The organism is Pseudomonas sp. BAY1663 (assembly GCF_000582595.1).
Lineage (GTDB): Bacteria > Pseudomonadota > Gammaproteobacteria > Pseudomonadales > Pseudomonadaceae > Stutzerimonas > Stutzerimonas stutzeri_AF.
In genome coordinates, this window is record NZ_AZSV01000079.1 from 1 (window position 1) to 19,873 (window position 19,873).

A 19,873-nucleotide genomic window follows, 5' to 3' on the forward strand; every position below is an offset into this window, starting at 1 on the left:
CCCGGCGGCGCCGGGGCGGAACGCCTGGGCCAGCGTCTCGGCGACCGCCAGGGCCTCGGCGTCGTCGCGGATCAGCGCGACGGTATGGGTCAGGGGTGCGTTCATGGTTCAGATCCAGGAGTGGCGGGCGGGCTTGCTGCCATTGAGGTGATAGGCGCCGACCGCGTGGTACTTCCAGCGCACCGGGTCGTGCAGGGTGTGGGTGCGCGCATTGCGCCAGTGCCGGTCCAGGCCGAATTCGGCCAGGGTGGCGCGGCTGCCGGCCAGCTCCAGCAGTTTCTCGCTGGCCTGCAGGGCGATCTCGGTGGTCAGCGCCTTGGCTTCGGCGACGGCGATCGAGGCGCGCGCCGCGGCATCGGCGTCGATGGGCCCGGCGCTGACCTCGTCGAGCACCCGGCCGGCCTTGCGCAGTAGCGTTTCGGCGGCGTGCAGGTCGATCTGCAGGCGGCCGACGTCGGCGATCACATAGGGGTCGTCGCTGGCGCGTTCGACGTTGGCGTCGATCCAGGGGCGCGACTTCTCGCGGACGAAGGCGATCGCATCGCGCAGCGCGCCGGCGGCGATGCCGGCATCGATGGCGGCCTGGATCAGCTGCGAGCTGGCGCCCTGGATGCTCGGGCGTTCGGCCAGTTGCGCGAGTGGAATCAGGTTGTCGGCATCCACCTCGACCCGGTCGAGCAGCACCGTGCCGCTGGCAGTGGTGCGCTGGCCGAAACCGGACCAGTCGTTGACGATGCGCAGGCCCTCGCGGCCGCGCTGGATGAAGGCCAGCACCGGCCGGCCCTGGTCGTCCAGCGCCTTGGCGGCGATCCAGTGGGCGAACAGGGCGCCGGTGGAATAGAACTTCTCGCCGCTGATGAAATGGCGCTCGCCGTCGCGTTCCAGGTGCGCGCGGATGTCCAGGGTGTGCTTGCTGTTGCGCTCCGGCCCGGCATTACCGATGCGCCAGCCCTGCAGCACCGTGCGATACAGCCGTTGGCGCTGCTGCGCACCGGCGCAGGCCTGCAGCAGGCCGATGACGCCGTACTGGTTCTGCGGGATCTGCCCGAGCGCCGGATCGACGGCGCTGATGATCCGGAACACGTCGGCGATGGTCACGAAGGACAGCTGGGGCCCGCCGAATTCGCGGGGAATGGACAGGCTGCCGAGGCCGCTGGCGGTGAATTGCTCGACCAGCGCCCACGGCAGCTTGCGTTCGCGGTCGCGCAGGACGACCTGCTCGCGGGCGGCCTCGGCCAGCGCGTGGGCCGCCTGCAGAGCCTCGGCGTCGCTGCGCAGGATGCGCGCGGGAAGCAGCGGCGGAGCGATATCCTGGTCCGATGCCGATAGCAGCGGGTCGGCTTCCAGGACGTTTTCCTTCAGGGTCATACGAACCTCGTCTTCGGAATGCGCGCGACGGGCACCCTGAAGACGAGTACCGGAGCGGCGTGAAAAAGGGCTGGGCTCCGGTGGTCCGGTTGCATATACCGTATTTGCGCCACAAGGAAAGAACGGGCGAGCTTGGGGTCTCGGCCCGCACACTGATCACTTGCAGCTTGCGTTTCAGCTGTACAGCGACGGTGCCGGGCCCTGGCCGCTGAGCAGCCAGTGGCCGAGGTCGCGCACCTTGTAGTCGATGGGGTCGTGCAGACTGTGCACGCGCACGTTGCGCCAGAAGCGGTCGAAGCCGTAGCGCGAGCTGGTGGCGCGGGCACCCATGCGTCGAAGATCTGGCTGGTGATGTCCAGCGCGGCGCGCACGGCCACCACCTTGGCCTCGCTGATGGCCAGGGCCACCTCGGCACGCTCGGCGGCGGTCAGCGCCGGTTTTTCCCAGGCCGCCTGCAGCCGCTGGGCGGCCTGTTCGGCCAGCGGCAGGGCGCTGCGGTAACGCAGCCAGAGTTCGCCGTAGCGTTGCTGGATGAACGGATCGTCGCTGGCCTGTGCCACGCCCGAGGACGGCCAGGGCCGGCCCTGCTCGCGGGTATAACGCAGCGCCGCGTCCAGCGCGCCCTGGGCGTTGCCCAGGTAGAGCTGGGTGAGGATCAACTGCGACAGGCAGGCACGCAGCGTGGTGCGCGGGCTGGGGCCGACCGGGCCGAGCAGTTCGCCGCTGCCGACGAACACCTGCTCGAACTGGATGGTGCCGCTGTCGGTCTGGCGCTGGCCGAAGCCGTCCCAGTCCTCGTTGATGCTCAGGCCATCGCGCTGGCCGGGCAGGATGATGAATACCCGGTCCTCGGCGTTCCTGCCGCGTGGCGCGCTGATCACCAGGGCGTCGGCGCCCAGCGCGCCGGAGCAGAACGACTTGCTGCCGTCGAGCTCGTAGTGTTCCTCGCGGCGGCTCAACACCAGGCCGTTGTCGCGGCCGTTGGTGGCGTTGCCCCAGAACCAGCGTTCCTGAACGGTGCGGGTCAGCCAGTGGCGCTGCTGCTCGGGGCTGCCGAAGAGCAGAAGGGTCGCCACCTGCAGGTGCTGGAAGGCGAACAGGTGGGCCAGCGAACTGTCCACCGCCGCCAGGTAGCGGACGATGCGGTAGATCTCCGGCCAGGCCAGGCCCTGGCCGCCGTACTGCTGGGGCACGGCCAGGGTCAGTAGGCCGCTGTCGCGCAGCAGCTCGCGCTCGGCGCGTGGACTGCCGCCCTGGCGGTCACGCTCGACCGCGCTGGCCGCCAGGTGTCGGGCCAAGCGCTCGACCTTGGCCGTGCGGCTGCCGAAATCGGCGGGGAACAGGTGCGCGGCGAACAGCGGTTCGTCACGCAGGCTGGGATACAGGCTAGCCTCGGCGCTCATTTTGGGCTCCAGATGCTCACGTTGTGTGCGTCCACCGATTTGGGCAGCAGGCCGGCGCCGAAGAAGGCATCGGCGATCTTCTGCTGTTCGCCGAGGCTGTCCGGCGCCACCAGGCGCACCCGGTAGCTGCGCTTGGCGTTGGCCTGCTCGATGATGGCTGGGTCGAGGTTGCCCCACAGCGGGCCGAGCACTTCGGCAGCCTGGCGCGGGTTGGCGCGCAGCCAGTCGCCGGTCTTGACCAGTTCGGCGAACACGGTCTGCAACACCTCGGGATGACGTTCGGCGAACGTGGCGCTGGTCAGGTAGTAGCGCTGGTAGTCGGCCAAGCCCTTGCCGTCGCTGAGGATGCGGGTGGGCAATTGCTGCTGGGCGCCGCTGAGGAAGGGCTCCCAGGTGACCCAGGCGTCCACCTTGCGGTTCTCGAAGGCGGCGCGGCCATCGGCCGGCGTCAGGTAGGCCGGCTCGATGTCGCTGAATTTCAGCCCGGCCTGCTCCAGGGCGGCGATCAGCAGGTAATGCACCCCGGCGGCCTTGGTCACGGCGATCTTCTTGCCCTTGAGGTCGGCCAGGCTTTTGACCGGCGAGTCTTCGCGGACCAGGATCGCCTGGGCGCTGGGCGACGGCGCTTCTTGGGCGAAATAGGCGAGCTGGGCGCCGGCCGCCTGGGCGAATACCGGCACGGTGTCGGCGACGTCGGCGGAGAGGTCGATGTTGCCGACGTTCAGCGCTTCGAGCAGCGGCTGGCCGTTGGGGAATTCGTGCCAGCTGATCTGCACGTCCTGCTCCGCGAGGGCGCGCTCCAGCGTGCCCTGGCTCTTGAGCAGGCTGATCAGCGTCGAAGACTTCTGGTAACCGATGCGCAGCGGGGTGGCCGCCTCGGTGATCGAGGCGCCGAGCAGTCCGGCGGCAAGGCCGATGGCGAGCACGGCGTTACGGGAAAAACGGATGGGAAACATGACAGGCCTCGATATTGACGCGCCGGCCGCCATGCGCAGGGCCGGATCACGTACTACTGCAATAGGAATGGGTAGTCCGGTGATCCGGTGTGTGGAAGCTATCCGATCTAAAAAAAGCAAATCCAATAACTTTTGGGAATTTTCTTAGAGGGAATCGAATGAAATGCTTTTATTCTTTTTAGGAATTACAAAGTAAAAAACAATTCTTTTTGGGGATTAGTCATTCTCCCGTAAATTTGCCCGTAGCCGACAGCGGACCGCCGCATCGGGCCCGTACCTGGGGCTTGAGAAGACACCGCTGATCCGGCGCATGCATGCACCGTTTCGCTCGAGCCCCAGTGCAGTTGCCACACCACACAACAGCAATGCATCTGGAGCACAAGCATGAACCGATCCACACTCGCCCTGGCCGTCGCCTTCGGCATTCTCGCCCAGCAAGCCAGCGCCGCCGGTTTCATCGAGGACAGCAAGGCCACGCTTGGCTTGCGCAACCTCTATTTCGATCGTGACGCCAAGAACACCCCCAACAACAATGCCGAAGTGTCCGAGTGGGGGCAGGGCTTCATCTTCAACTACAGCTCCGGCTTCACCGAGGGCACCGTCGGCTTCGGCCTGGATGCCATCGGCCTGCTGGGCGTGAAGCTGGACTCCGGTGGTTCCAGCTCCAAGGCCGGTCGTGAGCGCACGCCGGGCCAGCTGTTCCCGCTGGACAGCGACAACAGCGCCGTGGACGACTACAGCAAGGCCGGGGTGACCGCCAAGGTACGCCTGTCCAGGACCGAGGCGCGCATCGGTACCCTGCTGCCGAAGCTGCCGGTGGTGAACTACAACGACGGCCGCCTGCTGCCTCAGACCTTCGAGGGCGGCCAGGTCACCTCCAGCGAGATCGACGGCCTGACCTTGACCGCCGGCCAGTTGGAAAGCACCAAGACCCGCAGTTCCACCGATGACATCGGTCTGCGTATCGGTGGCGCCAGCGGCGATGCCGATACCAACAAGTTCTACTTCGCCGGCGGCGACTGGAAGGCTACCAAGGACCTGACGCTGCAGTACTACTACGGCAACCTGGAAGACTTCTACAAACAGCACTTCCTGGGCCTGGTGCACAACTGGGCCATTGGCCCGGGCTCGCTGAAAACTGACCTGCGCTATTTCGACAGCGATTCCGACGGCAAGAACGGCAGCGTCGCCGGTCGCGCCCAGGGCTATACCAGTAACGGCTACTACGGCAACGGCGTGACGCTGGGCGAAGTCGACAACCAGACCTGGAGCGCCCTGTTCACCTATACCCTGGGCGGCCACTTTGCCAGCCTGGGCTACCAGCAGGTCGAAGGCGATAGCGCCTTCCCCTTCCTCGACCAGGGCGGTGGTGCCACGGCCTACCTGATCACCGACCGCCAGATCGGCAAGTTCCTCAGCGCCGGTGAGCGCACCTGGGTGGCCGAGTACGGCTACGACTTCGCCAAGCTGGGCGTCCCGGGGCTGAAGGCCAGCGTGGCCTACCTCAAGGGCGACAACGTCGATTCGGCCGATGACGACCTGAAGGAGTGGGAGCGCGACTTCCGCCTGGACTATACCCTGCAGGACGGTCCGCTCAAGGGCCTGGGGCTGTCCTGGCGTAACGCCAGCCAGCGCGGCAACGTCACCACCGATCTGGACGAGAACCGTCTGTACCTGACCTACAGCCTGACTCTGCTGTAACACGCCCCTGGCGTACCCATCTCCTGACCGGCCCGCCAACGGGCCGGAAGGTGTTTCATCCGATCGAGGAGATGATTATGAAAAAGAATGCCTTGCGCCTCGGCCTTGCTGCGTTGTTCGCCGCCTGGCTACCCGTTTCCGTACAGGCCGCGCCTTCCGGGGAAGTGCGCCTGGACTATGCCTACTACGCTCCCACCAGCCTGGTGCTCAAGCAGCAGGGGCTGCTGGAAAAGGCCCTCGAACCCCAGGCATCGCCGTCAAGTGGGTGTTCAGCCAGGGCAGCAACCGCTCGCTGGAATACCTCAACGGCGGCAGCACCGATTTCGCCTCCACCGCCGGCCTGGCCGCCGTGCTCAGCCGCGCTAACGGCGCGCCGATCAAGACCGTCTACGTCGCCAGCCGCCCGGAATGGACCGCGTTGGTGGTGCCCAAGGATTCGCCGATCGAGACCCTCGAGGACCTCAGGGGCAGGAAGGTCGCCGCCACCAAGGGCACCGATCCCTTCCTGTTCCTGCTGCAGAGCCTGCAGCGGGCCGGCTTGGACAAGAACGCCGTGGAGATCGTCCACCTGCAGCATCCGGACGGCCGGGTCGCCCTGGAGCGCGGCGACGTCGATGCCTGGGCCGGGCTCGATCCGCTGATGGCCTCCAGCGAGCTGCAGGCCGGCTCGCGCCTGCTGTACCGTAACCGCGACTTCAACAGCTACAGCGTGCTCAGCGTCACCGAGACCTTCGCCAAGCAGCAGCCCGAGCTGATCAAGCAGGTGATCGCCGCCTACGAGCAGGCGCGTCAGTGGGCCATCGCCAACCCCGATGCCCTGGCCCAGTTGCTCGCCGACGAAGCCAAGCTGCCGCTGGAAGTGGCCAAGCTGCAGCTGTCACGCACCGACTTCAGCAATCCGCAGCCGGGCGCCGAACACATCAAGGCGCTGAAAGCCGCCGCACCCATCCTGCTCGACGAGCAACTGGTGCGTCCGGGTACCGACGTCGCTCAGGTGGTCGACCAACTGATCCAGCCGCAACTGGCCGCTCAGGTGATTGGCAGCAACGTGGCCAAGGCGGGGGACTGACCGATGGGCGCGCTCAACCTCGTCATCGGTCGCTGGGCTGAACGGCTCCCCGGCTGGCGGCCGGCACTGACCGACCTGCGCGGTTGGGTGGTGCCCCTGCTGCTCCTGGCTCTGCTGGAAACTCTGGTGCGCAGCGGCGTATTGCCCGCGCACCAGATGCCGGCGCCCAGCCAGGTGGCGCAGACCCTCTACGCGCTGGCGCAGAGCGGCGAGCTGTGGCGGCACCTGCAGGCCAGTCTGCTGCGGGTCGCGGCCGGTTTCCTGATCGGCGCCGCGCTGGCCATCGCCATCGGCACCTGGGTCGGCCTCAGCCGCCGCGCCGAGGCCTACCTGGAGCCGACCTTCCAGGCCCTGCGGGCGATCCCCAGCCTGGCCTGGGTGCCGCTGCTGCTGCTCTGGCTGGGTATCGACGAAACGCCGAAGATCGTCCTGATCGCGCTCGGCGCCTTCTTCCCGGTCTACCTGGCGCTGCTCGCCGGCATCCGCAACGTCGACCGCAAGCTGGTCGAAGTCGGCCAGCTCTACCACCTCGAACCGCTGACGCTGGTGCGGCGCATCCTGCTGCCGGCGGCGCTGCCCAATCTGTTCACCGGCCTGCGCGGCGCCCTGAGCCTGAGCTGGATGTTCCTCGTCGCCGCCGAACTGATCGCCGCCACCCGCGGCCTCGGCTACCTGCTCAGCGATGGCCGGGAAACCTCGCGGCCGGATCTGGTGATCGCCGCCATCCTGCTGCTGGCGCTGCTCGGCAAGCTCAGCGACAGCCTGCTCAAGCACTGGGAAACCCGCGCGCTGCGCTGGCGCGACAGCTACCAGGGCGGGGAGGGCTGACGATGAGCGCATTGCTCGAGTTGAAACACATTCACAAGGCCTACGTCGACCTGCCGGTGCTCGACGACGTCAGCCTGAGCCTGGCGCCCGGCGAGGTGGTCAGCCTGCTGGGTCCCAGCGGCTGCGGCAAGAGCACGCTGCTGCGCATCGCCGCCGGCCTCGACCGCGACTTTCGCGGCGAGCTGAGCCTGAGTTCGCAGCTGCAGCCCGGCAATGGCGTCGGCGTGGTGTTCCAGGAACCGCGGCTAATGCCCTGGCTCAGCGTGGCGCAGAACGTCGGCTTCGCCGCCGGCGGGCGCGCCGAGCAGGCCTGGGTGCGCCAGTTGCTCGCCGACGTGGGGCTCGGCGCCCATGCCGAGGCCCTGCCCAAGCAGCTCTCCGGCGGCCAGGCCCAGCGCGCGGTGATCGCCCGCGGCCTCTACGGCCGGCCGCAGGTGCTGCTGCTCGACGAGCCATTCAGCGCGGTGGACGCGTTCACCCGCATGAAGCTGCAGGACCTGACCGCCGAACTGGCCGCCCGCTACGAAATCGCCGTGCTGCTGGTCACCCATGACCTCGACGAAGCCTTCTACCTCAGCGACCGCGTGCTGATCCTCGGCGGCACGCCGAGCCGCCTGCAGCGCGAACTGGTCGTGGCCTTGCCGCATCCAAGGGATCGTCGCTCGCCACAGCTGGCCTCGCTGCGCGGCGAGGCGCTGACCGAGCTGTACCAGTCGCACGTGCTGTAACCCTACTCCTCGAGAGTGGCAACCTTTTTCCGGGCCCGATGGCTCGGTTTTTTTTTTTGATCCGCCGTCGTTGATTCGTCGAGGGACGCCTTTCGTTATGTCTTATTCAATTAAGAAATAAACAAATCATTATCTATTCTTTTTCATTTAGATGCTTTGCCCGCATAGTGGCGCCTCGGACAACCCCAAGGAGCAGCACCATGAGTATCCGCCTCGGCGACATCGCCCCCGATTTCGAACAGGACTCCAGCGAAGGCCGCATCCGTTTCCACGAGTGGCTCGGCGACAGCTGGGGTGTGCTGTTCTCGCACCCGGCCGACTTCACCCCGGTGTGCACCACCGAGCTCGGCTTCACCGCCAAGCTGAAAGACGAGTTCGCCAAGCGCCGTGTCAAGGCCATCGCCCTGTCGGTGGACCCGGTGGACTCGCACGTCAAGTGGATCGACGACATCAACGAGACGCAGAACACCCGCGTCAACTTCCCCATCCTGGCCGATGCCGACCGCAAGGTCTCCGAGCTCTACGACCTGATCCACCCCAATGCCAGCGATACCCTGACGGTGCGCTCGCTGTTCGTCATCGACCCGAACAAGAAGGTGCGCCTGACCATCACCTACCCGGCCAGCACCGGGCGCAATTTCCACGAGATCCTGCGGGTGATCGATTCGCTGCAGTTGACCGACGAGCACAAGGTCGCCACCCCGGCCAACTGGCAGGACGGCGACGAGGTGGTGATCGTGCCGTCGCTCAAGGACGAGGACGAGATCAGGCAACGCTTCCCGAAGGGCTACCGCGCGGTGAAGCCCTACCTGCGCCTGACCCCGCAGCCCAATCGTTGATCGAGTAGAAGGAAGCCTTTCATGTTGGTCGTTTCTCTCGCCGGTAGCCCCGGCCAGCGTTCGCGCTCCGGTGTGCTGCTGGACGTCGCCGGCGACTGGCTGCGCGAGCGCGGCATCGACGTGGTGAGCTATGGCATCCGCGACTTCGATGCCAGCGATCTGCTGCATGCCCGTTTCGACAGCCCGCTGGTGCGGCAACTGATCGAGCACGTCGCGCTGGCCGACGGCCTGCTGATCGCCACGCCGGTCTACAAGGCGTCGTTTTCCGGTGCGCTGAAGGCGCTGCTGGACCTGCTGCCCGAGCGCGCCCTGGCGCACAAGGTGGTGCTGCCGATCGCCTCCGGCGGCAGTGTCGCGCACATGCTGGCGGTGGATTATGCGCTCAAGCCGGTGCTCGCCGCGCTCAAGGCCCAGGAGATGCTGCACGGCGTCTATGCGGTCGATACGCAGATCAGCTATGCCGACGCGCAACACCCGGCCAGCCTGGCGCCCGAGCTGCAGGCGCGGCTGGTCGAAGCGTTGCAGCAGTTGCAGGCCGCACTGGCGCGCCGGCCGCAGCCGCTCGATCCCCAGTTGCTGCACGAACGGCTGGCCGCCGCACGCTGGAGCATCTGACCCTACCCGTATTCCCGGATGCCACCGGGCTACACGTAACGCCCGCCTCGCGGCGGTTTCTACAGTCTCACTCGCCCGCCAACGGGCAAGCAGGCCGTAATTCCATATCCAGACTGCAAAGGAGAGTGCCATGCGCACCAACACCTTGCGTCGAGGACTGGTCGCCCTGCTCACGGCGGCCATTTCCTTCGGCGCCATCGCCCGGGCCCAGGCCCAAACGCAGCAGGAATCGGTCCTGCGTATCGGTTATCAGAAATACGGCACCCTGGTGCTGCTCAAGGCCCGCGGCACGCTGGAGAAGCGCCTGGCCGGGCAGGGCTTTACCGTGCAGTGGACCGAGTTTCCCGGTGGCCCGCAGTTGCTCGAGGGGCTCAACGTCGGCTCCATCGACTTCGGCGTGACCGGCGAAACCCCGCCGGTGTTCGCCCAGGCGGCCGGCGCCGACCTGCTCTACGTCGCCCACGAGCCGCCGGCACCCAGCGGCGAGGCGATCCTGCTGCCCAAGGACTCGCCGATCCGCTCGCTGGCCGAGCTCAAGGGCAAGAAGATCGCCCTCAACAAGGGCTCCAACGTGCACTACCTGCTGGTGCGCGCGCTGGAGTCGGCCGGGCTGGAATACGCCGACATCCAGCCGGTCTACCTGCCGCCGGCCGATGCGCGTGCCGCGTTCGAACGCGGCAGCGTCGACGCTGGGTGATCTGGGACCCCTTCCAGGCCGCCGCCGAGGAGCAGCTGCAGGCGCGCACGCTGCGCGATGGCCAGGGCCTGGTCAGCAACCACCAGTTCTATCTCGCCGCGCGGCCGTTCGCCGAACGCCACCCCGCGGTCGTCGCCACGCTGATCGACGAGATCCGCGACATCGGCCACTGGTCGAAGGCAACGTCGACGAGGCGACCGCGCAAGTGGCGCCGCTGCTCGGCCTGTCCCCCACGATCACCCGCAAGGCGGTGGTCCGCCAGGCTATGGCGCCCGGCCGATCGATCCGGCCGTGGTGCGCGCGCAGCAGGCCATCGCCGACACCTTCACCGAGCTCAGGCTGATTCCGAAAAACTGGCCATCGCCGACGTCGTCTGGACGCCGCCGAAGGGTATCGCCCAGCACGCCGAATGACGGCTGCGCCCACCGTTCCCGGCGCGGCGCCCGGCGGCGCGCCATACCGACCGACACGGAGCATCATATGAGTCTGAATATCTTCTGGTTCCTGCCCACCCATGGTGATGGCCATTACCTGGGCACCGCCGAAGGCGCCCGCGCCGTCGACCATGGTTACCTCGGCCAGGTCGCCCAGGCGGCCGATCGCCTCGGCTACGGCGGCGTACTGATTCCCACCGGGCGCTCCTGCGAGGACTCCTGGCTGGTCGCCGCCTCGCTGATCCCGCTGACGCAGCGGCTGAAATTCCTCGTCGCCCTGCGCCCGGGCATCATCTCGCCGACCGTGGCGGCGCGCCAGGCGGCGACCCTGGACCGGCTGTCCAACGGCCGCGCACTGTTCAACCTGGTCACCGGCGGCGACCCGGACGAACTGGCGGCCGACGGCCTCAATCTGAGCCATGCAGAACGCTACGAAGCGGCCGTCGAATTCACCCGCATCTGGCGCCGGGTGCTGGAAGGCGAGACGGTCGACTACGCCGGCAAGCACATCCAGGTCAAGGGCGCCAAGCTGCTCTATCCGCCGATCCAGCAGCCGCGTCCGCCGCTGTACTTCGGCGGCTCTTCCGAGGCGGCCCACGAGCTGGCCGCCGAACAGGTGGAACTGTACCTGACCTGGGGCGAGCCGCTGGAAGCGGTGGCCGAGAAGATCGCCGACGTGCGCGCCCGCGCCGCCAGGCAGGGTCGCACGGTGCGTTTCGGCATTCGTCTACACGTGATCGTGCGCGAAACCAACGAAGAAGCCTGGGCCGCCGCCGACCGTCTGATCAGCCACCTGGATGACGAAACCATCGCCAGGGCCCAAGCCTCGCTGGCACGTTTCGACTCGGTCGGCCAGCAGCGCATGGCCGCACTGCATGGCGGCCGCCGTGATCGATTGGTGGTCGCACCGAACCTCTGGGCCGGGGTCGGCCTGGTGCGCGGTGGCGCCGGAACCGCGCTGGTCGGCGATGGCCCGACCGTAGCCGCGCGGGTCAGGGAGTACGCCGATCTCGGCATCGATACCTTCGTCTTCTCCGGCTACCCGCACCTGGAAGAGAGCTACCGCGTCGCCGAGCTGCTGTTCCCGCACCTGGACATCGCCCAGCCGCACCGTCCGGAAAGCCGCGGTTACGTCAGCCCGTTCGGCGAAATGATCTCTAGCGACATCCTGCCGAAGGCAGCGGTCGCCGGCTGACGCTCCATGTAGAACATCCGGCCAGACGTAGGGTGGATGGCCGAAGCCATCCACGCGGAGGAGCGTCGGGACTGACACGGAGCCGATGTCCAGTACGCGTGGAAAATCGCTGCGCGAGTTTTCCACCCTACGGACCTGGAATGGTCGGGTTGCGCATGGCGCACGTAAACGCAGGAGCGCACGAGGCCGCAGGGATGTGGCCACTTATCGAGGAAGGCAGGCACCGATTGGTGCTCTGTCCGGTAGACCAAACGATGATTCGAGGTAGGGCATGAGTATCACGATCAAAAACCTCGCCCTGCGCCTGGCGCCCTGGGCCTTGCCGGTGGCGCTGCTGGCGGCCTGGCAAGGGGCGGTGGTCTTCGGGCTGCTGTCCACGCGCATTCTGCCGGCGCCCAGCGCCGTGCTCGCGGCCGGCTGGGACTTGCTGGCCAGCGGCGATATCTGGACGCACCTAGCCATCAGTGGCTGGCGCGCCGGCGTCGGCTTCGCCATCGGCGGCGGCCTCGGCCTGCTGCTGGGCTTCATCACCGGCCTGTCGACATGGGGCGAGCGCCTGCTCGACAGTTCGGTGCAGATGATCCGCAACGTGCCGCACCTGGCGCTGATCCCGCTGGTGATCCTCTGGTTCGGCATCGACGAGAGCGCGAAGGTCTTCCTGGTCGCCCTCGGCACGCTGTTCCCGATCTACCTGAACACCTATCACGGCATCCGCAACGTCGACCCGGCGCTGGTGGAGATGGCGCGCAGCTACGGGCTGTCCGGCTTCGCCCTGTTCCGCCAGGTGATCCTGCCCGGCGCGCTGCCGTCGATCCTGGTCGGCGTGCGCTTCGCCCTCGGCTTCATGTGGCTGACGCTGATCGTCGCCGAGACCATTTCTGCCAGCTCCGGCATCGGCTACCTGGCGATGAACGCCCGTGAATTCCTGCAGACCGACGTCGTGGTGCTGGCGATCCTGCTCTACGCCGTGCTCGGCAAGCTGGCCGACGTCGCCGCCCGCGGGCTGGAGCGCGTCTGGCTGCGCTGGCACCCGGCCTACCAGACCCAGGGAGGTGCGCAATGACCGCGCTGCACAGCATTCGCCAGGGCATCCCGCTGGTCATCGAAGGCATCGGCAAGGCCTTCGGCGAGCGCGAAGTGCTCCGGGGCATCGACCTGCACATCCCGGCCGGCCAGTTCGTCGCCGTGGTCGGTCGCAGTGGCTGCGGCAAGAGCACCCTGTTGCGCCTGCTGGCCGGCCTCGACCAGCCGAGCCGGGGTGCCTTGCTGGCCGGCAACGTTCCGCTGTCCGCCGCCCGCGACGACACCCGGCTGATGTTCCAGGATGCCCGCCTGCTGCCCTGGAAACGGGTGATCGACAACGTCGGCCTGGGCCTTGCCGGCGACTGGCGACCCAAGGCGCGCGAGGCACTGGCCGCGGTCGGCCTGGCCGACCGGGCCAACGAGTGGCCGGCGGCCTTGTCCGGTGGGCAGAAACAGCGCGTGGCGCTGGCCCGCGCGCTGATCCACCAGCCGCGCCTGTTGCTGCTCGACGAACCGCTCGGCGCGCTGGATGCGCTGACCCGTATCGAGATGCAGCAACTGATCGAGCGCCTCTGGCAGCAGCACGGCTTCACCGTGCTGCTGGTGACCCACGACGTGGCCGAGGCGGTGGCGGTGGCCGACCGGGTGATCCTCATCGAGGACGGTCGCATCGGCCTCGACCTGCCGGTCGATCTGGCGCGCCCGCGGCACCGCGGCTCGGCGCACCTGGCCGCGCTGGAAGCCGAAGTGCTCGACCGCGTCCTGCAACGCCCGGCGCTGCCGGCACAGGCCGATCCCGTATCACCCTTGCCCACGCAGTTACGTTGGGCGCTTTAAAAGCAGCTAATTTCGACCCTAGGAGAAATACCATGACCATCAAAGCCATCAACGTGCGCAACCAGTTCAAAGGCACCATCGAGGGCATCGTCATCGGCGACGTGCTGTCGGAAATCGACGTGCAGACCGCCGCCGGCATCGTCACGTCGGTGATCACCACGCGCTCGGTGAAAGAGCTGGAACTGGGCGTCGGCAGCGAGGTGATCGCCTTCGTCAAATCCACCGAGGTCTCGATCGCCAAGCTCTAAGCAGGCGTTCGATATGCCCGAAAACGACAAAGGCCCGCTCACGCGGGCCTTTGTCGTTTGTATTTGATGGTGCCGGCACCAGGAGTCGAACCCGGGACCTACTGATTACAAGTCAGTTGCTCTACCAGCTGAGCTATACCGGCATAAGAGGGGCGCCATTATAACGATTGGCCTAGCCCTGTAAACCGGTGGATGTACCGCTTCAGCTGCCGCCTTCCGCCCACCCCCCGCTGCTGCTGCGCATGACGGCAAGACAGACCGTTGATGCCGCCGCCACTTCGTGTCGTGAACCGATTGGGATGCGGGCATCGGGCGCGGGTATCAGCCGTGGGCGTGGACTATAAAAAAGAGGGGTTCGAATTCGACGTTGTGCAAAAAGGCCCAATGGCAGGCTTGGCGATTCGTTTCTAGAAAGCCCGCCCGATCTCAGGATTCTCTCCTAGCAAGGAACAGAACAATGAATACCAAAAAAACACTGCATACGGCTCTGCTTTGTCTGTCGGCGACGCTTCTGGCGTCGGCCTGTTCGACATCGACGCCTTCCACGGGGTCGGGCTTCCTGCCGGACTACTCGCAGCTGAAGCAGGAATCCACTGCGGATGGCGGCTCCCGTCAGGTGTACGTGAATCCGGCGTTCACGCCTGCCAGGTACGATGCGGTGTGGCTCGATCCGGTCGTGTTCTATCCCGATCCCAAGCCGACCGACGATGTCTCGATGCAAACGCTGACGCAGATCCGCAATGCAATTGACCAGTCGTTGCGCAGCAAGATCGGGCAGCAGGTTCAGCTGGTCGATCGCGCGGGGCCGGGCGTCGCCCGTATGCGTGTCGCCATCACCGCAGTCGGGGCCGAGTCCGAAGCGCTCAAGGCCTACCAATACATTCCCATTGCCCTGGTCCTGACCGGCGCCAAGGCGGCACTGGACGGCGGCAGGCCGCGTGAGGCAGCGGTTGCCGTAGAAACGCACGTCATGGACAGCCAGTCGGGGGATCTTCTGTACGCAGCCGTGCGCGGCGGAACCGGCGAACGGATCTCGAAGGCGGATGACGGTCAGGGCGGCGTCCAGCAGTCGCAGCTTCGCCCCTTGGTCGATGCGTGGACGACTGGCGCCTCCGAGGATGTGCGCAAATACGTCCGCGGGAAGTGAATCACAGGGCTGCCGTTCCGCACCGGCGCGGGCGGGCACTTGCGCTTGCTTGCTGGGGCCGCTTCACATTTCGGCTGGGATGCCGCGCTCGGCCAGCAGCAATAGGTTGCGCGGCGTCAGCTCGCTCGGGCAGAAGCTGCCGAGGCGGACTTGGTAGCCGTGTTCCTCCAGCAGCAGGGCGCGGTCGAGCAGCAGCCAGAGTTCCAGCGGGCGGCGGAACAGGCCGCGCAGCAGCTCCAGGTTGCGCACTTCGGCCAGGCGCTGCCAGCCGGCGCGTTCCAGTTGTGGCCAGTCTTCGTTGCCGGGAGGTGGCAGCTGCTTCAGGTCGGCCAGGTCGCGGCAGTAGCGCTCGAAGTCTTTCTTCAGCCAGGCGCTGGGCAGCGAGGGCGTCGGCAGGTAGTCGTCCTGCCCGCGCAGGCGGCGCTGGAGGATATCGAAGCCCAGGCGCCAGGCCATCGACTGGTCGCGGTTGCGCCGGTCACGGGCCCCGGCGGTGACGGTTTCGCTCAGCGGCAGGCCCAGGTCGTCGCGTGACAGCACCAGCGACGAGGCCTTCGCCGCGCGCGACAGCGGCGTGTAGCGCACGGCGCGGGTACGGTTGTAGCAGCAGGGGGCCACGGCGAGTTGCCGGCATTGCTTGTCGATGGCCAGCTGCAACAGCCGTACATGGAGATCGCCGCAGGCATGCAGTACGACGGGGGTGTGGCCTGCCTGCACGCACTGCGCGGCATCTTCGGCGAGCACGTCCTGGCATCGATGGCTGGCGGCGATGCCGAGCCGCGCGCTCAACCGGGCGCCGTCCTCGACCAGCGCGCGATCCCATTCCAGGCAGGTCAGCGCCGTGCCGTCGCGGGCCAGCTGACGGCCGAGATGCCCCTTGCCGGCGCACCAGTCCAGCCAGTGACGGGGCTTCTGGTGAAATTGCAGGCGGGCGGCGAAGGCCTGGATCTGCAGCCATTTGCGCCCGGGCACATCGACGCTTTGGCGGCTGTCGGCGGCCGCCCGTTCATGGGCGGGCAGCGCTTCGATATGGCTCAGGCGGCTGGCGCTCTCGGCCAGCTGCGGGAACGGTGCTGGCGCCGCCAGCATGGCCGGGCGGGTATGCGCGGCTTCGGCATCGGCCAGCGAGCGCTGGCGCAGCCAGGCCGCGAGTTGCGCATGGACGTTTTCCCAGGGCAGCACGTGGCTGACGAACGGGCGCGGGCGCCAGAGCGGCTGGTGTTCGACGAGGAAGCGGTCCAGTGCGTGGAAGCGCTCAAGCAGGGCAGAGGCGGACATGGTGCGAGTGAACGTGCGGACGGGAGCCGATTGTAGCGGGATGCGCGGTGCAGGAAGCACGACGCCCGTCGTGGACGGGCGTCGGTGCGCGGTTACTTGCCGTATACCTGCTCCGGCAGCCAGGTGACGATGTCGGGCCAGATGTACGCGACCACCAGCATGCCGATCTGGATCAGGATGAATGGCAGCACGCCTTTGTACATGACGCTGGTCGGTACGCTGCGGGGCGTCACGCCGCGCAGGTAGAACAGCGAGAAGCCGAAGGGTGGCGTGAGGAAGGAGGTTTGCAGGTTGATGGCGAACATCACGCCGAGCCAGATCGGGTCCAGGCCCATGGCCAGCAGGATCGGGCCGACGATCGGGACCACCACGAAGATGATCTCGATGAAGTCGAGGATGAAGCCGAGCAGGAAGATGACCAGCATCACCACCAGGAAGGCGCCGAGCACCCCGCCAGGCAACGAATGCAGGGCGTCTTCGATCAGTATTTCACCGCCGAAGCCCCGGAATACCAGGGAGAACAGCGAGGCGCCGATGAGGATCAGGAACACCATCGAGGTGATCTCGGTGGTCCCGAAGGCCGCCTCCTTGAGCTGGGTGAAGCTCAACTGGCGCTTGGCGATCGACAGCACGGTGGCACCCAGCGCGCCGATGGCCGCGGCCTCGGTGGGCGTGGCGTAGCCGGCGAGGATCGAGCCGAGCACCGCTGCGATGAGCACCAGCGGCGGGATCAGGGCGCCGAACAGCTTGCCCCATTCGATCGGGCCCAGCTCTTCCTGCGGCAGGGCCGGCAGTTTTTTCGGCTGGAAAATCGCGATCACGATCAGGTAGAGGATGTACAGGCTGACCAGCACCAGGCCGGGAACCAGCGCGCCGACGAACAGGTCGCCGACCGAGACGGTCTTCGGCGAGAAGATGCCCATCCTCAGCTGCGCCTGCTGGAAGGCGCTGGACATCACGTCGCCGAGCAGGACCAGGATGATCGATGGCGGGATGATCTGGCCGAGGGTGCCGGTGGCGGCCAGGGTGCCGGTGGCGATGGCCGGATCGTAGCCGCGGCGCAGCATGGTCGGCAGCGCCAGCAGGCCCATGGTTACCACGGTGGCGCCGACGATGCCGGTGCTGGCGGCGAGCAGCGCGCCGACCACGCAGACCGAGATCGCCAGGCCGCCGCGCAGGGTGCCGAACAGCCGTGACATGGATTCCAGCAGGTCTTCGGCGACCCGGGATTTCTCCAGCATCACGCCCATGAAGACGAACAGCGGCACCGCCAGCATCGTCTGGTTGTTCATGATGCCGAAGATGCGGTTGGGCAGCGCGTGCAGGAAGCCGACGTCGAAGGTCCCGGTGACCACGCCGATGCCGGCGAACAGCAGCGCCATGCCGCCCAGGGTGAAGGCCACCGGGTAGCCCGACATCAGGGCGAAGCAGATGCTGACGAACAGCGCGATAGCCATCATTTCAGCCATGCTTCACCTCCGCTTCCGGCAGACGGCCGGCGAGGCGGTAGCCGGTCTTGATCAGGTCGGAAAGCGCCTGCAGGGCCAGGCTGCTACCAGCAGCAGGATGATGCTCTTCTGCAGGAAGACGAACTTGAGCCCGCCGGATTCGTTGGAGCCTTCGCGGGTGGCCCAGGAGCTGCTCACGTAATCCCAGCTGTTCCACGCGATGAACAGGCAGACCGGGATCAGAAACAGCAGATGCCCGAGGCCGTCGATGGTCGCCTGCCGGCGAGGGCTGAACTTCTGATAGAAGATGTCGACACGGACATGGCCGTTGCGCTGCAGGGTCCAAGCGGCGGCGCCCATGAACACCAGGGCGTGGCCGTACATGACCGCCTCCTGCAAGGCGATGGCGCCGATGCCGAAGCCGTAGCGCAGTATCACCACGATGGCTGTGCCGATGACGAGAAACAGGGTGATCCAGGCACACAGCTGGCCGAGGCGCATGTTGAGCGCATCGATGAGGCCGGCCACGCGCAGCAGGGGCGGGGGGCTCTGGGACATTTATTAGTCCTTCTTGTAGACGCAAGGTTGGCGGGAGACAGCGATTCTTGCAGCACTGGCGCGTCGCAGCAATCGGCCTACGACTTTTAGCGCATGGTCTAGGCTTGAGGCGCTGGAGCTTCTAATGTTACATGAGCCCGGAAATGCACGCGCATCCCGGGATATGTTTCGCCGGCAAGCCTGTGCAATCGCTTCCGCCCGCAGGCTTCATTCGGAACGAAAGTGCATCGACCCCCGGCAAAGCGTAGCCTTGCCGTCGCGTAATAAAAAAACAAACAACAAGGAGTACCGCATGAAACGTCGTGACATTCTCACCGCCGCTGGCGTAGGCCTGGCCGCTACCGCGCTGGCCGGCTGCAACGACAAGAGCGAGAAGTCGGCCGCAGGCGAAAGCAAGCAGGCCAGCGAACAGCAAACGTTCAACTGGAAGATGGTCACCTCCTGGCCGAAGAACTTCCCGGGCGTCGGCGTCGGAGCCGAGCGCTTCGCCAGCCTGGTCAACGAAATGAGTGGCGGCCGGCTGAAGGTCAAGGTCTATGCGGCCGGCGAACTGGTTCCGGCGCTCGAAGTGTTCGATGCGGTCTCGCGCGGTACGGCGGAAATGGGCCATGGCGCGCCCTATTACTGGAAGGGCAAGGTGCCGGCGGCGCAATTCTTCTGCGCCCTGCCGTTCGGCCCCAACGCCCAGGAAATGAATGCCTGGCTGCACCGTGGTGGCGGCATGCAGTTGTGGGAAGAGGTCTACAAGCCCTACGGCGTGTTGCCGATGGCCTGCGGCGCCACCGGTGTGCAGACCGCCGGCTGGTTCAACAAGGAAATCAACTCGGTCGACGACTTCCGGGGCCTGAAGATGCGCACCCCGGGCCTGGGCGGCGAGGTGCTGACCAAGATGGGCGGCACTGTGGTCAACATGCCGGCCGGTGAGATCTTCACCGCCCTGCAGACCGGCGCCATCGACGCCACCGAGTGGATCGGGCCGTACAACGACCTGGCCCTGGGACTGCACAAGGCATCCAAGTACTACTACACCCCGGGCTGGCAGGAGCCGAACGTCACCTTCGAGCTGGACGTCAACCTCAAGGCCTGGGAAACCCTGCCCGATGACCTCAAGGCCATCGTTCGCGCCGCGGCCCGCGACGTCAACGGCGACATGCTCGACGACTACAACGCCAAGAACATGGAGGCGCTGGAGCAGCTGCGCGAGCAGGGTGTCGAGGTACGCCGGTTGCCCGATGAAGTGCTGGCGCGGCTGAAGGAAGTGGCGGCCGAAGTGGTCGATGCCTCGGCCAAGGCCGATCCGGTGGCGTCCAAGGTCTGGGAGCAGCAGAGTGCCTATCTCAAGCGGCTGTACGAGTACGCCGAACTGAACGAGAAGGACATCTACAACATCCGCGGGTGATAGCCGGTCCGGATGAACGAACGCCACCCCGGAAACGCGGTGGCGTTTTTTTTTGTGGTTCATCGCGCTTTCTTGGGGAAGCAAGGATTGACACCGGACTGG

The 19,873-nt window shown here is 66.6% G+C and carries 15 protein-coding genes, 1 tRNA gene and 4 pseudogenes; 13 read left to right on the plus strand and 7 right to left on the minus strand.

What is annotated here, in order from left to right; all coding sequences use genetic code 11:
- Nucleotides 1-108: 108 nt before the first annotated feature.
- From BAY1663_RS18110 to BAY1663_RS18120, 3 genes and pseudogenes are all read right to left on the minus strand, one after another.
- Nucleotides 109-1,368 (minus strand): SfnB family sulfur acquisition oxidoreductase, encoded by a 1,260-nt coding sequence (locus BAY1663_RS18110; RefSeq protein ID WP_037043387.1) that lies wholly within the window; start codon nucleotides 1,366-1,368, stop codon nucleotides 109-111.
- 174 nt (nucleotides 1,369-1,542) lie between these two features.
- A pseudogene (locus BAY1663_RS18115) lies at nucleotides 1,543-2,771 on the minus strand (acyl-CoA dehydrogenase family protein).
- The gene (locus BAY1663_RS18120; RefSeq protein ID WP_037043389.1) at nucleotides 2,768-3,727 is read right to left on the minus strand and encodes an aliphatic sulfonate ABC transporter substrate-binding protein; all 960 of its coding nucleotides are present in this window, start codon (nucleotides 3,725-3,727) and stop codon (nucleotides 2,768-2,770) included. The pseudogene BAY1663_RS18115 and the gene BAY1663_RS18120 overlap by 4 nt, the downstream one beginning before the upstream one ends.
- Nucleotides 3,728-4,111: 384 nt before the next feature.
- On the opposite strand from BAY1663_RS18120, the gene BAY1663_RS18125 reads away from it, so the two are divergent.
- The 11 genes and pseudogenes from BAY1663_RS18125 (at nucleotide 4,112) to BAY1663_RS18175 (ending at nucleotide 13,941) form a co-directional block, all read left to right on the plus strand.
- Nucleotides 4,112-5,428, plus strand: coding sequence for an OprD family porin (locus BAY1663_RS18125; RefSeq protein ID WP_037043390.1), 1,317 nt, complete (start codon nucleotides 4,112-4,114; stop codon nucleotides 5,426-5,428).
- A 77-nt stretch (nucleotides 5,429-5,505) separates the two neighbouring features.
- Nucleotides 5,506-6,497, plus strand: a pseudogene (locus tag BAY1663_RS18130) (aliphatic sulfonate ABC transporter substrate-binding protein).
- A 3-nt stretch (nucleotides 6,498-6,500) separates the two neighbouring features.
- A complete protein-coding gene (locus tag BAY1663_RS18135) occupies nucleotides 6,501-7,325 on the plus strand; it encodes an ABC transporter permease (protein ID WP_037043392.1) in 825 nt (274 codons plus the stop codon).
- Nucleotides 7,326-7,327: 2 nt separating this feature from the next.
- A complete protein-coding gene (locus BAY1663_RS18140; RefSeq protein ID WP_037043395.1) occupies nucleotides 7,328-8,053 on the plus strand; it encodes an ABC transporter ATP-binding protein in 726 nt (241 codons plus the stop codon).
- 200 nt (nucleotides 8,054-8,253) lie between these two features.
- Complete coding sequence (locus BAY1663_RS18145; protein WP_037043397.1) at nucleotides 8,254-8,892, plus strand: peroxiredoxin; 639 nt, start codon at nucleotides 8,254-8,256, stop codon at nucleotides 8,890-8,892.
- A 21-nt stretch (nucleotides 8,893-8,913) separates the two neighbouring features.
- On the plus strand, nucleotides 8,914-9,507 hold the full coding sequence (gene ssuE / locus BAY1663_RS18150) for an NADPH-dependent FMN reductase (protein ID WP_037043399.1): 594 nt from the start codon (nucleotides 8,914-8,916) through the stop codon (nucleotides 9,505-9,507).
- A 130-nt stretch (nucleotides 9,508-9,637) separates the two neighbouring features.
- A pseudogene (locus BAY1663_RS18155) lies at nucleotides 9,638-10,617 on the plus strand (sulfonate ABC transporter substrate-binding protein).
- Nucleotides 10,618-10,684: 67 nt separating this feature from the next.
- Complete coding sequence (ssuD, locus tag BAY1663_RS18160; RefSeq protein ID WP_037043402.1) at nucleotides 10,685-11,833, plus strand: FMNH2-dependent alkanesulfonate monooxygenase; 1,149 nt, start codon at nucleotides 10,685-10,687, stop codon at nucleotides 11,831-11,833.
- Nucleotides 11,834-12,104: 271 nt separating this feature from the next.
- Nucleotides 12,105-12,896, plus strand: coding sequence for an aliphatic sulfonate ABC transporter permease SsuC (ssuC, locus tag BAY1663_RS18165; protein WP_128576386.1), 792 nt, complete (start codon nucleotides 12,105-12,107; stop codon nucleotides 12,894-12,896).
- The gene (gene ssuB, locus BAY1663_RS18170) at nucleotides 12,893-13,693 is read left to right on the plus strand and encodes an aliphatic sulfonates ABC transporter ATP-binding protein (protein WP_037043404.1); all 801 of its coding nucleotides are present in this window, start codon (nucleotides 12,893-12,895) and stop codon (nucleotides 13,691-13,693) included. The genes ssuC and ssuB overlap by 4 nt, the downstream gene beginning before the upstream one ends.
- Nucleotides 13,694-13,725: 32 nt before the next feature.
- Complete coding sequence (locus BAY1663_RS18175; protein WP_037043407.1) at nucleotides 13,726-13,941, plus strand: molybdopterin-binding protein; 216 nt, start codon at nucleotides 13,726-13,728, stop codon at nucleotides 13,939-13,941.
- Nucleotides 13,942-14,008: 67 nt separating this feature from the next.
- Here BAY1663_RS18175 and BAY1663_RS18180 read toward each other — a convergent pair.
- Nucleotides 14,009-14,084 (minus strand) — tRNA-Thr (locus BAY1663_RS18180).
- 314 nt (nucleotides 14,085-14,398) lie between these two features.
- Between BAY1663_RS18180 and BAY1663_RS18185 the strand changes: the two genes are divergently transcribed.
- Complete coding sequence (locus BAY1663_RS18185; RefSeq protein ID WP_051497181.1) at nucleotides 14,399-15,088, plus strand: DUF3313 domain-containing protein; 690 nt, start codon at nucleotides 14,399-14,401, stop codon at nucleotides 15,086-15,088.
- Between the two features lie 63 nt (nucleotides 15,089-15,151).
- Here BAY1663_RS18185 and BAY1663_RS18190 read toward each other — a convergent pair whose 3' ends face one another.
- The 3 genes and pseudogenes from BAY1663_RS18190 to BAY1663_RS18200 form a co-directional block, all read right to left on the minus strand.
- Nucleotides 15,152-16,366, minus strand: coding sequence for a methyltransferase (locus BAY1663_RS18190; protein ID WP_037043410.1), 1,215 nt, complete (start codon nucleotides 16,364-16,366; stop codon nucleotides 15,152-15,154).
- A gap of 92 nt (nucleotides 16,367-16,458) precedes the next feature.
- Complete coding sequence (locus BAY1663_RS18195; protein WP_037043413.1) at nucleotides 16,459-17,835, minus strand: TRAP transporter large permease subunit; 1,377 nt, start codon at nucleotides 17,833-17,835, stop codon at nucleotides 16,459-16,461.
- A pseudogene (locus tag BAY1663_RS18200) lies at nucleotides 17,828-18,372 on the minus strand (TRAP transporter small permease subunit). Before BAY1663_RS18200 ends, BAY1663_RS18195 begins: the two are co-directional and overlap by 8 nt.
- Nucleotides 18,373-18,664: 292 nt before the next feature.
- Here BAY1663_RS18200 and BAY1663_RS18205 point away from each other — a divergent pair.
- Nucleotides 18,665-19,771: a TRAP transporter substrate-binding protein gene (locus BAY1663_RS18205; protein WP_037043416.1), complete on the plus strand. Its 1,107-nt coding sequence runs from the start codon at nucleotides 18,665-18,667 to the stop codon at nucleotides 19,769-19,771.
- Nucleotides 19,772-19,873: the final 102 nt, after the last annotated feature.

Excerpts from the sequence above, each read along its gene's own strand:
- BAY1663_RS18110 (WP_037043387.1), bottom strand. The coding sequence starts at position 1,368 with ATGACCCTGAAGGAAAACGTCCTGGAAGCCGACCCGCTGCTATCGGCA.
- BAY1663_RS18120 (WP_037043389.1), bottom strand. The coding sequence starts at position 3,727 with ATGTTTCCCATCCGTTTTTCCCGTAACGCCGTGCTCGCCATCGGCCTT.
- BAY1663_RS18125 (WP_037043390.1), top strand. The coding sequence starts at position 4,112 with ATGAACCGATCCACACTCGCCCTGGCCGTCGCCTTCGGCATTCTCGCC.
- BAY1663_RS18135 (WP_037043392.1), top strand. The coding sequence starts at position 6,501 with ATGGGCGCGCTCAACCTCGTCATCGGTCGCTGGGCTGAACGGCTCCCC.
- BAY1663_RS18140 (WP_037043395.1), top strand. The coding sequence starts at position 7,328 with ATGAGCGCATTGCTCGAGTTGAAACACATTCACAAGGCCTACGTCGAC.
- BAY1663_RS18145 (WP_037043397.1), top strand. The coding sequence starts at position 8,254 with ATGAGTATCCGCCTCGGCGACATCGCCCCCGATTTCGAACAGGACTCC.
- ssuE (WP_037043399.1), top strand. The coding sequence starts at position 8,914 with ATGTTGGTCGTTTCTCTCGCCGGTAGCCCCGGCCAGCGTTCGCGCTCC.
- ssuD (WP_037043402.1), top strand. The coding sequence starts at position 10,685 with ATGAGTCTGAATATCTTCTGGTTCCTGCCCACCCATGGTGATGGCCAT.
- ssuC (WP_128576386.1), top strand. The coding sequence starts at position 12,105 with ATGAGTATCACGATCAAAAACCTCGCCCTGCGCCTGGCGCCCTGGGCC.
- ssuB (WP_037043404.1), top strand. The coding sequence starts at position 12,893 with ATGACCGCGCTGCACAGCATTCGCCAGGGCATCCCGCTGGTCATCGAA.
- BAY1663_RS18175 (WP_037043407.1), top strand. The coding sequence starts at position 13,726 with ATGACCATCAAAGCCATCAACGTGCGCAACCAGTTCAAAGGCACCATC.
- BAY1663_RS18185 (WP_051497181.1), top strand. The coding sequence starts at position 14,399 with ATGAATACCAAAAAAACACTGCATACGGCTCTGCTTTGTCTGTCGGCG.
- BAY1663_RS18190 (WP_037043410.1), bottom strand. The coding sequence starts at position 16,366 with ATGTCCGCCTCTGCCCTGCTTGAGCGCTTCCACGCACTGGACCGCTTC.
- BAY1663_RS18195 (WP_037043413.1), bottom strand. The coding sequence starts at position 17,835 with ATGGCTGAAATGATGGCTATCGCGCTGTTCGTCAGCATCTGCTTCGCC.
- BAY1663_RS18205 (WP_037043416.1), top strand. The coding sequence starts at position 18,665 with ATGAAACGTCGTGACATTCTCACCGCCGCTGGCGTAGGCCTGGCCGCT.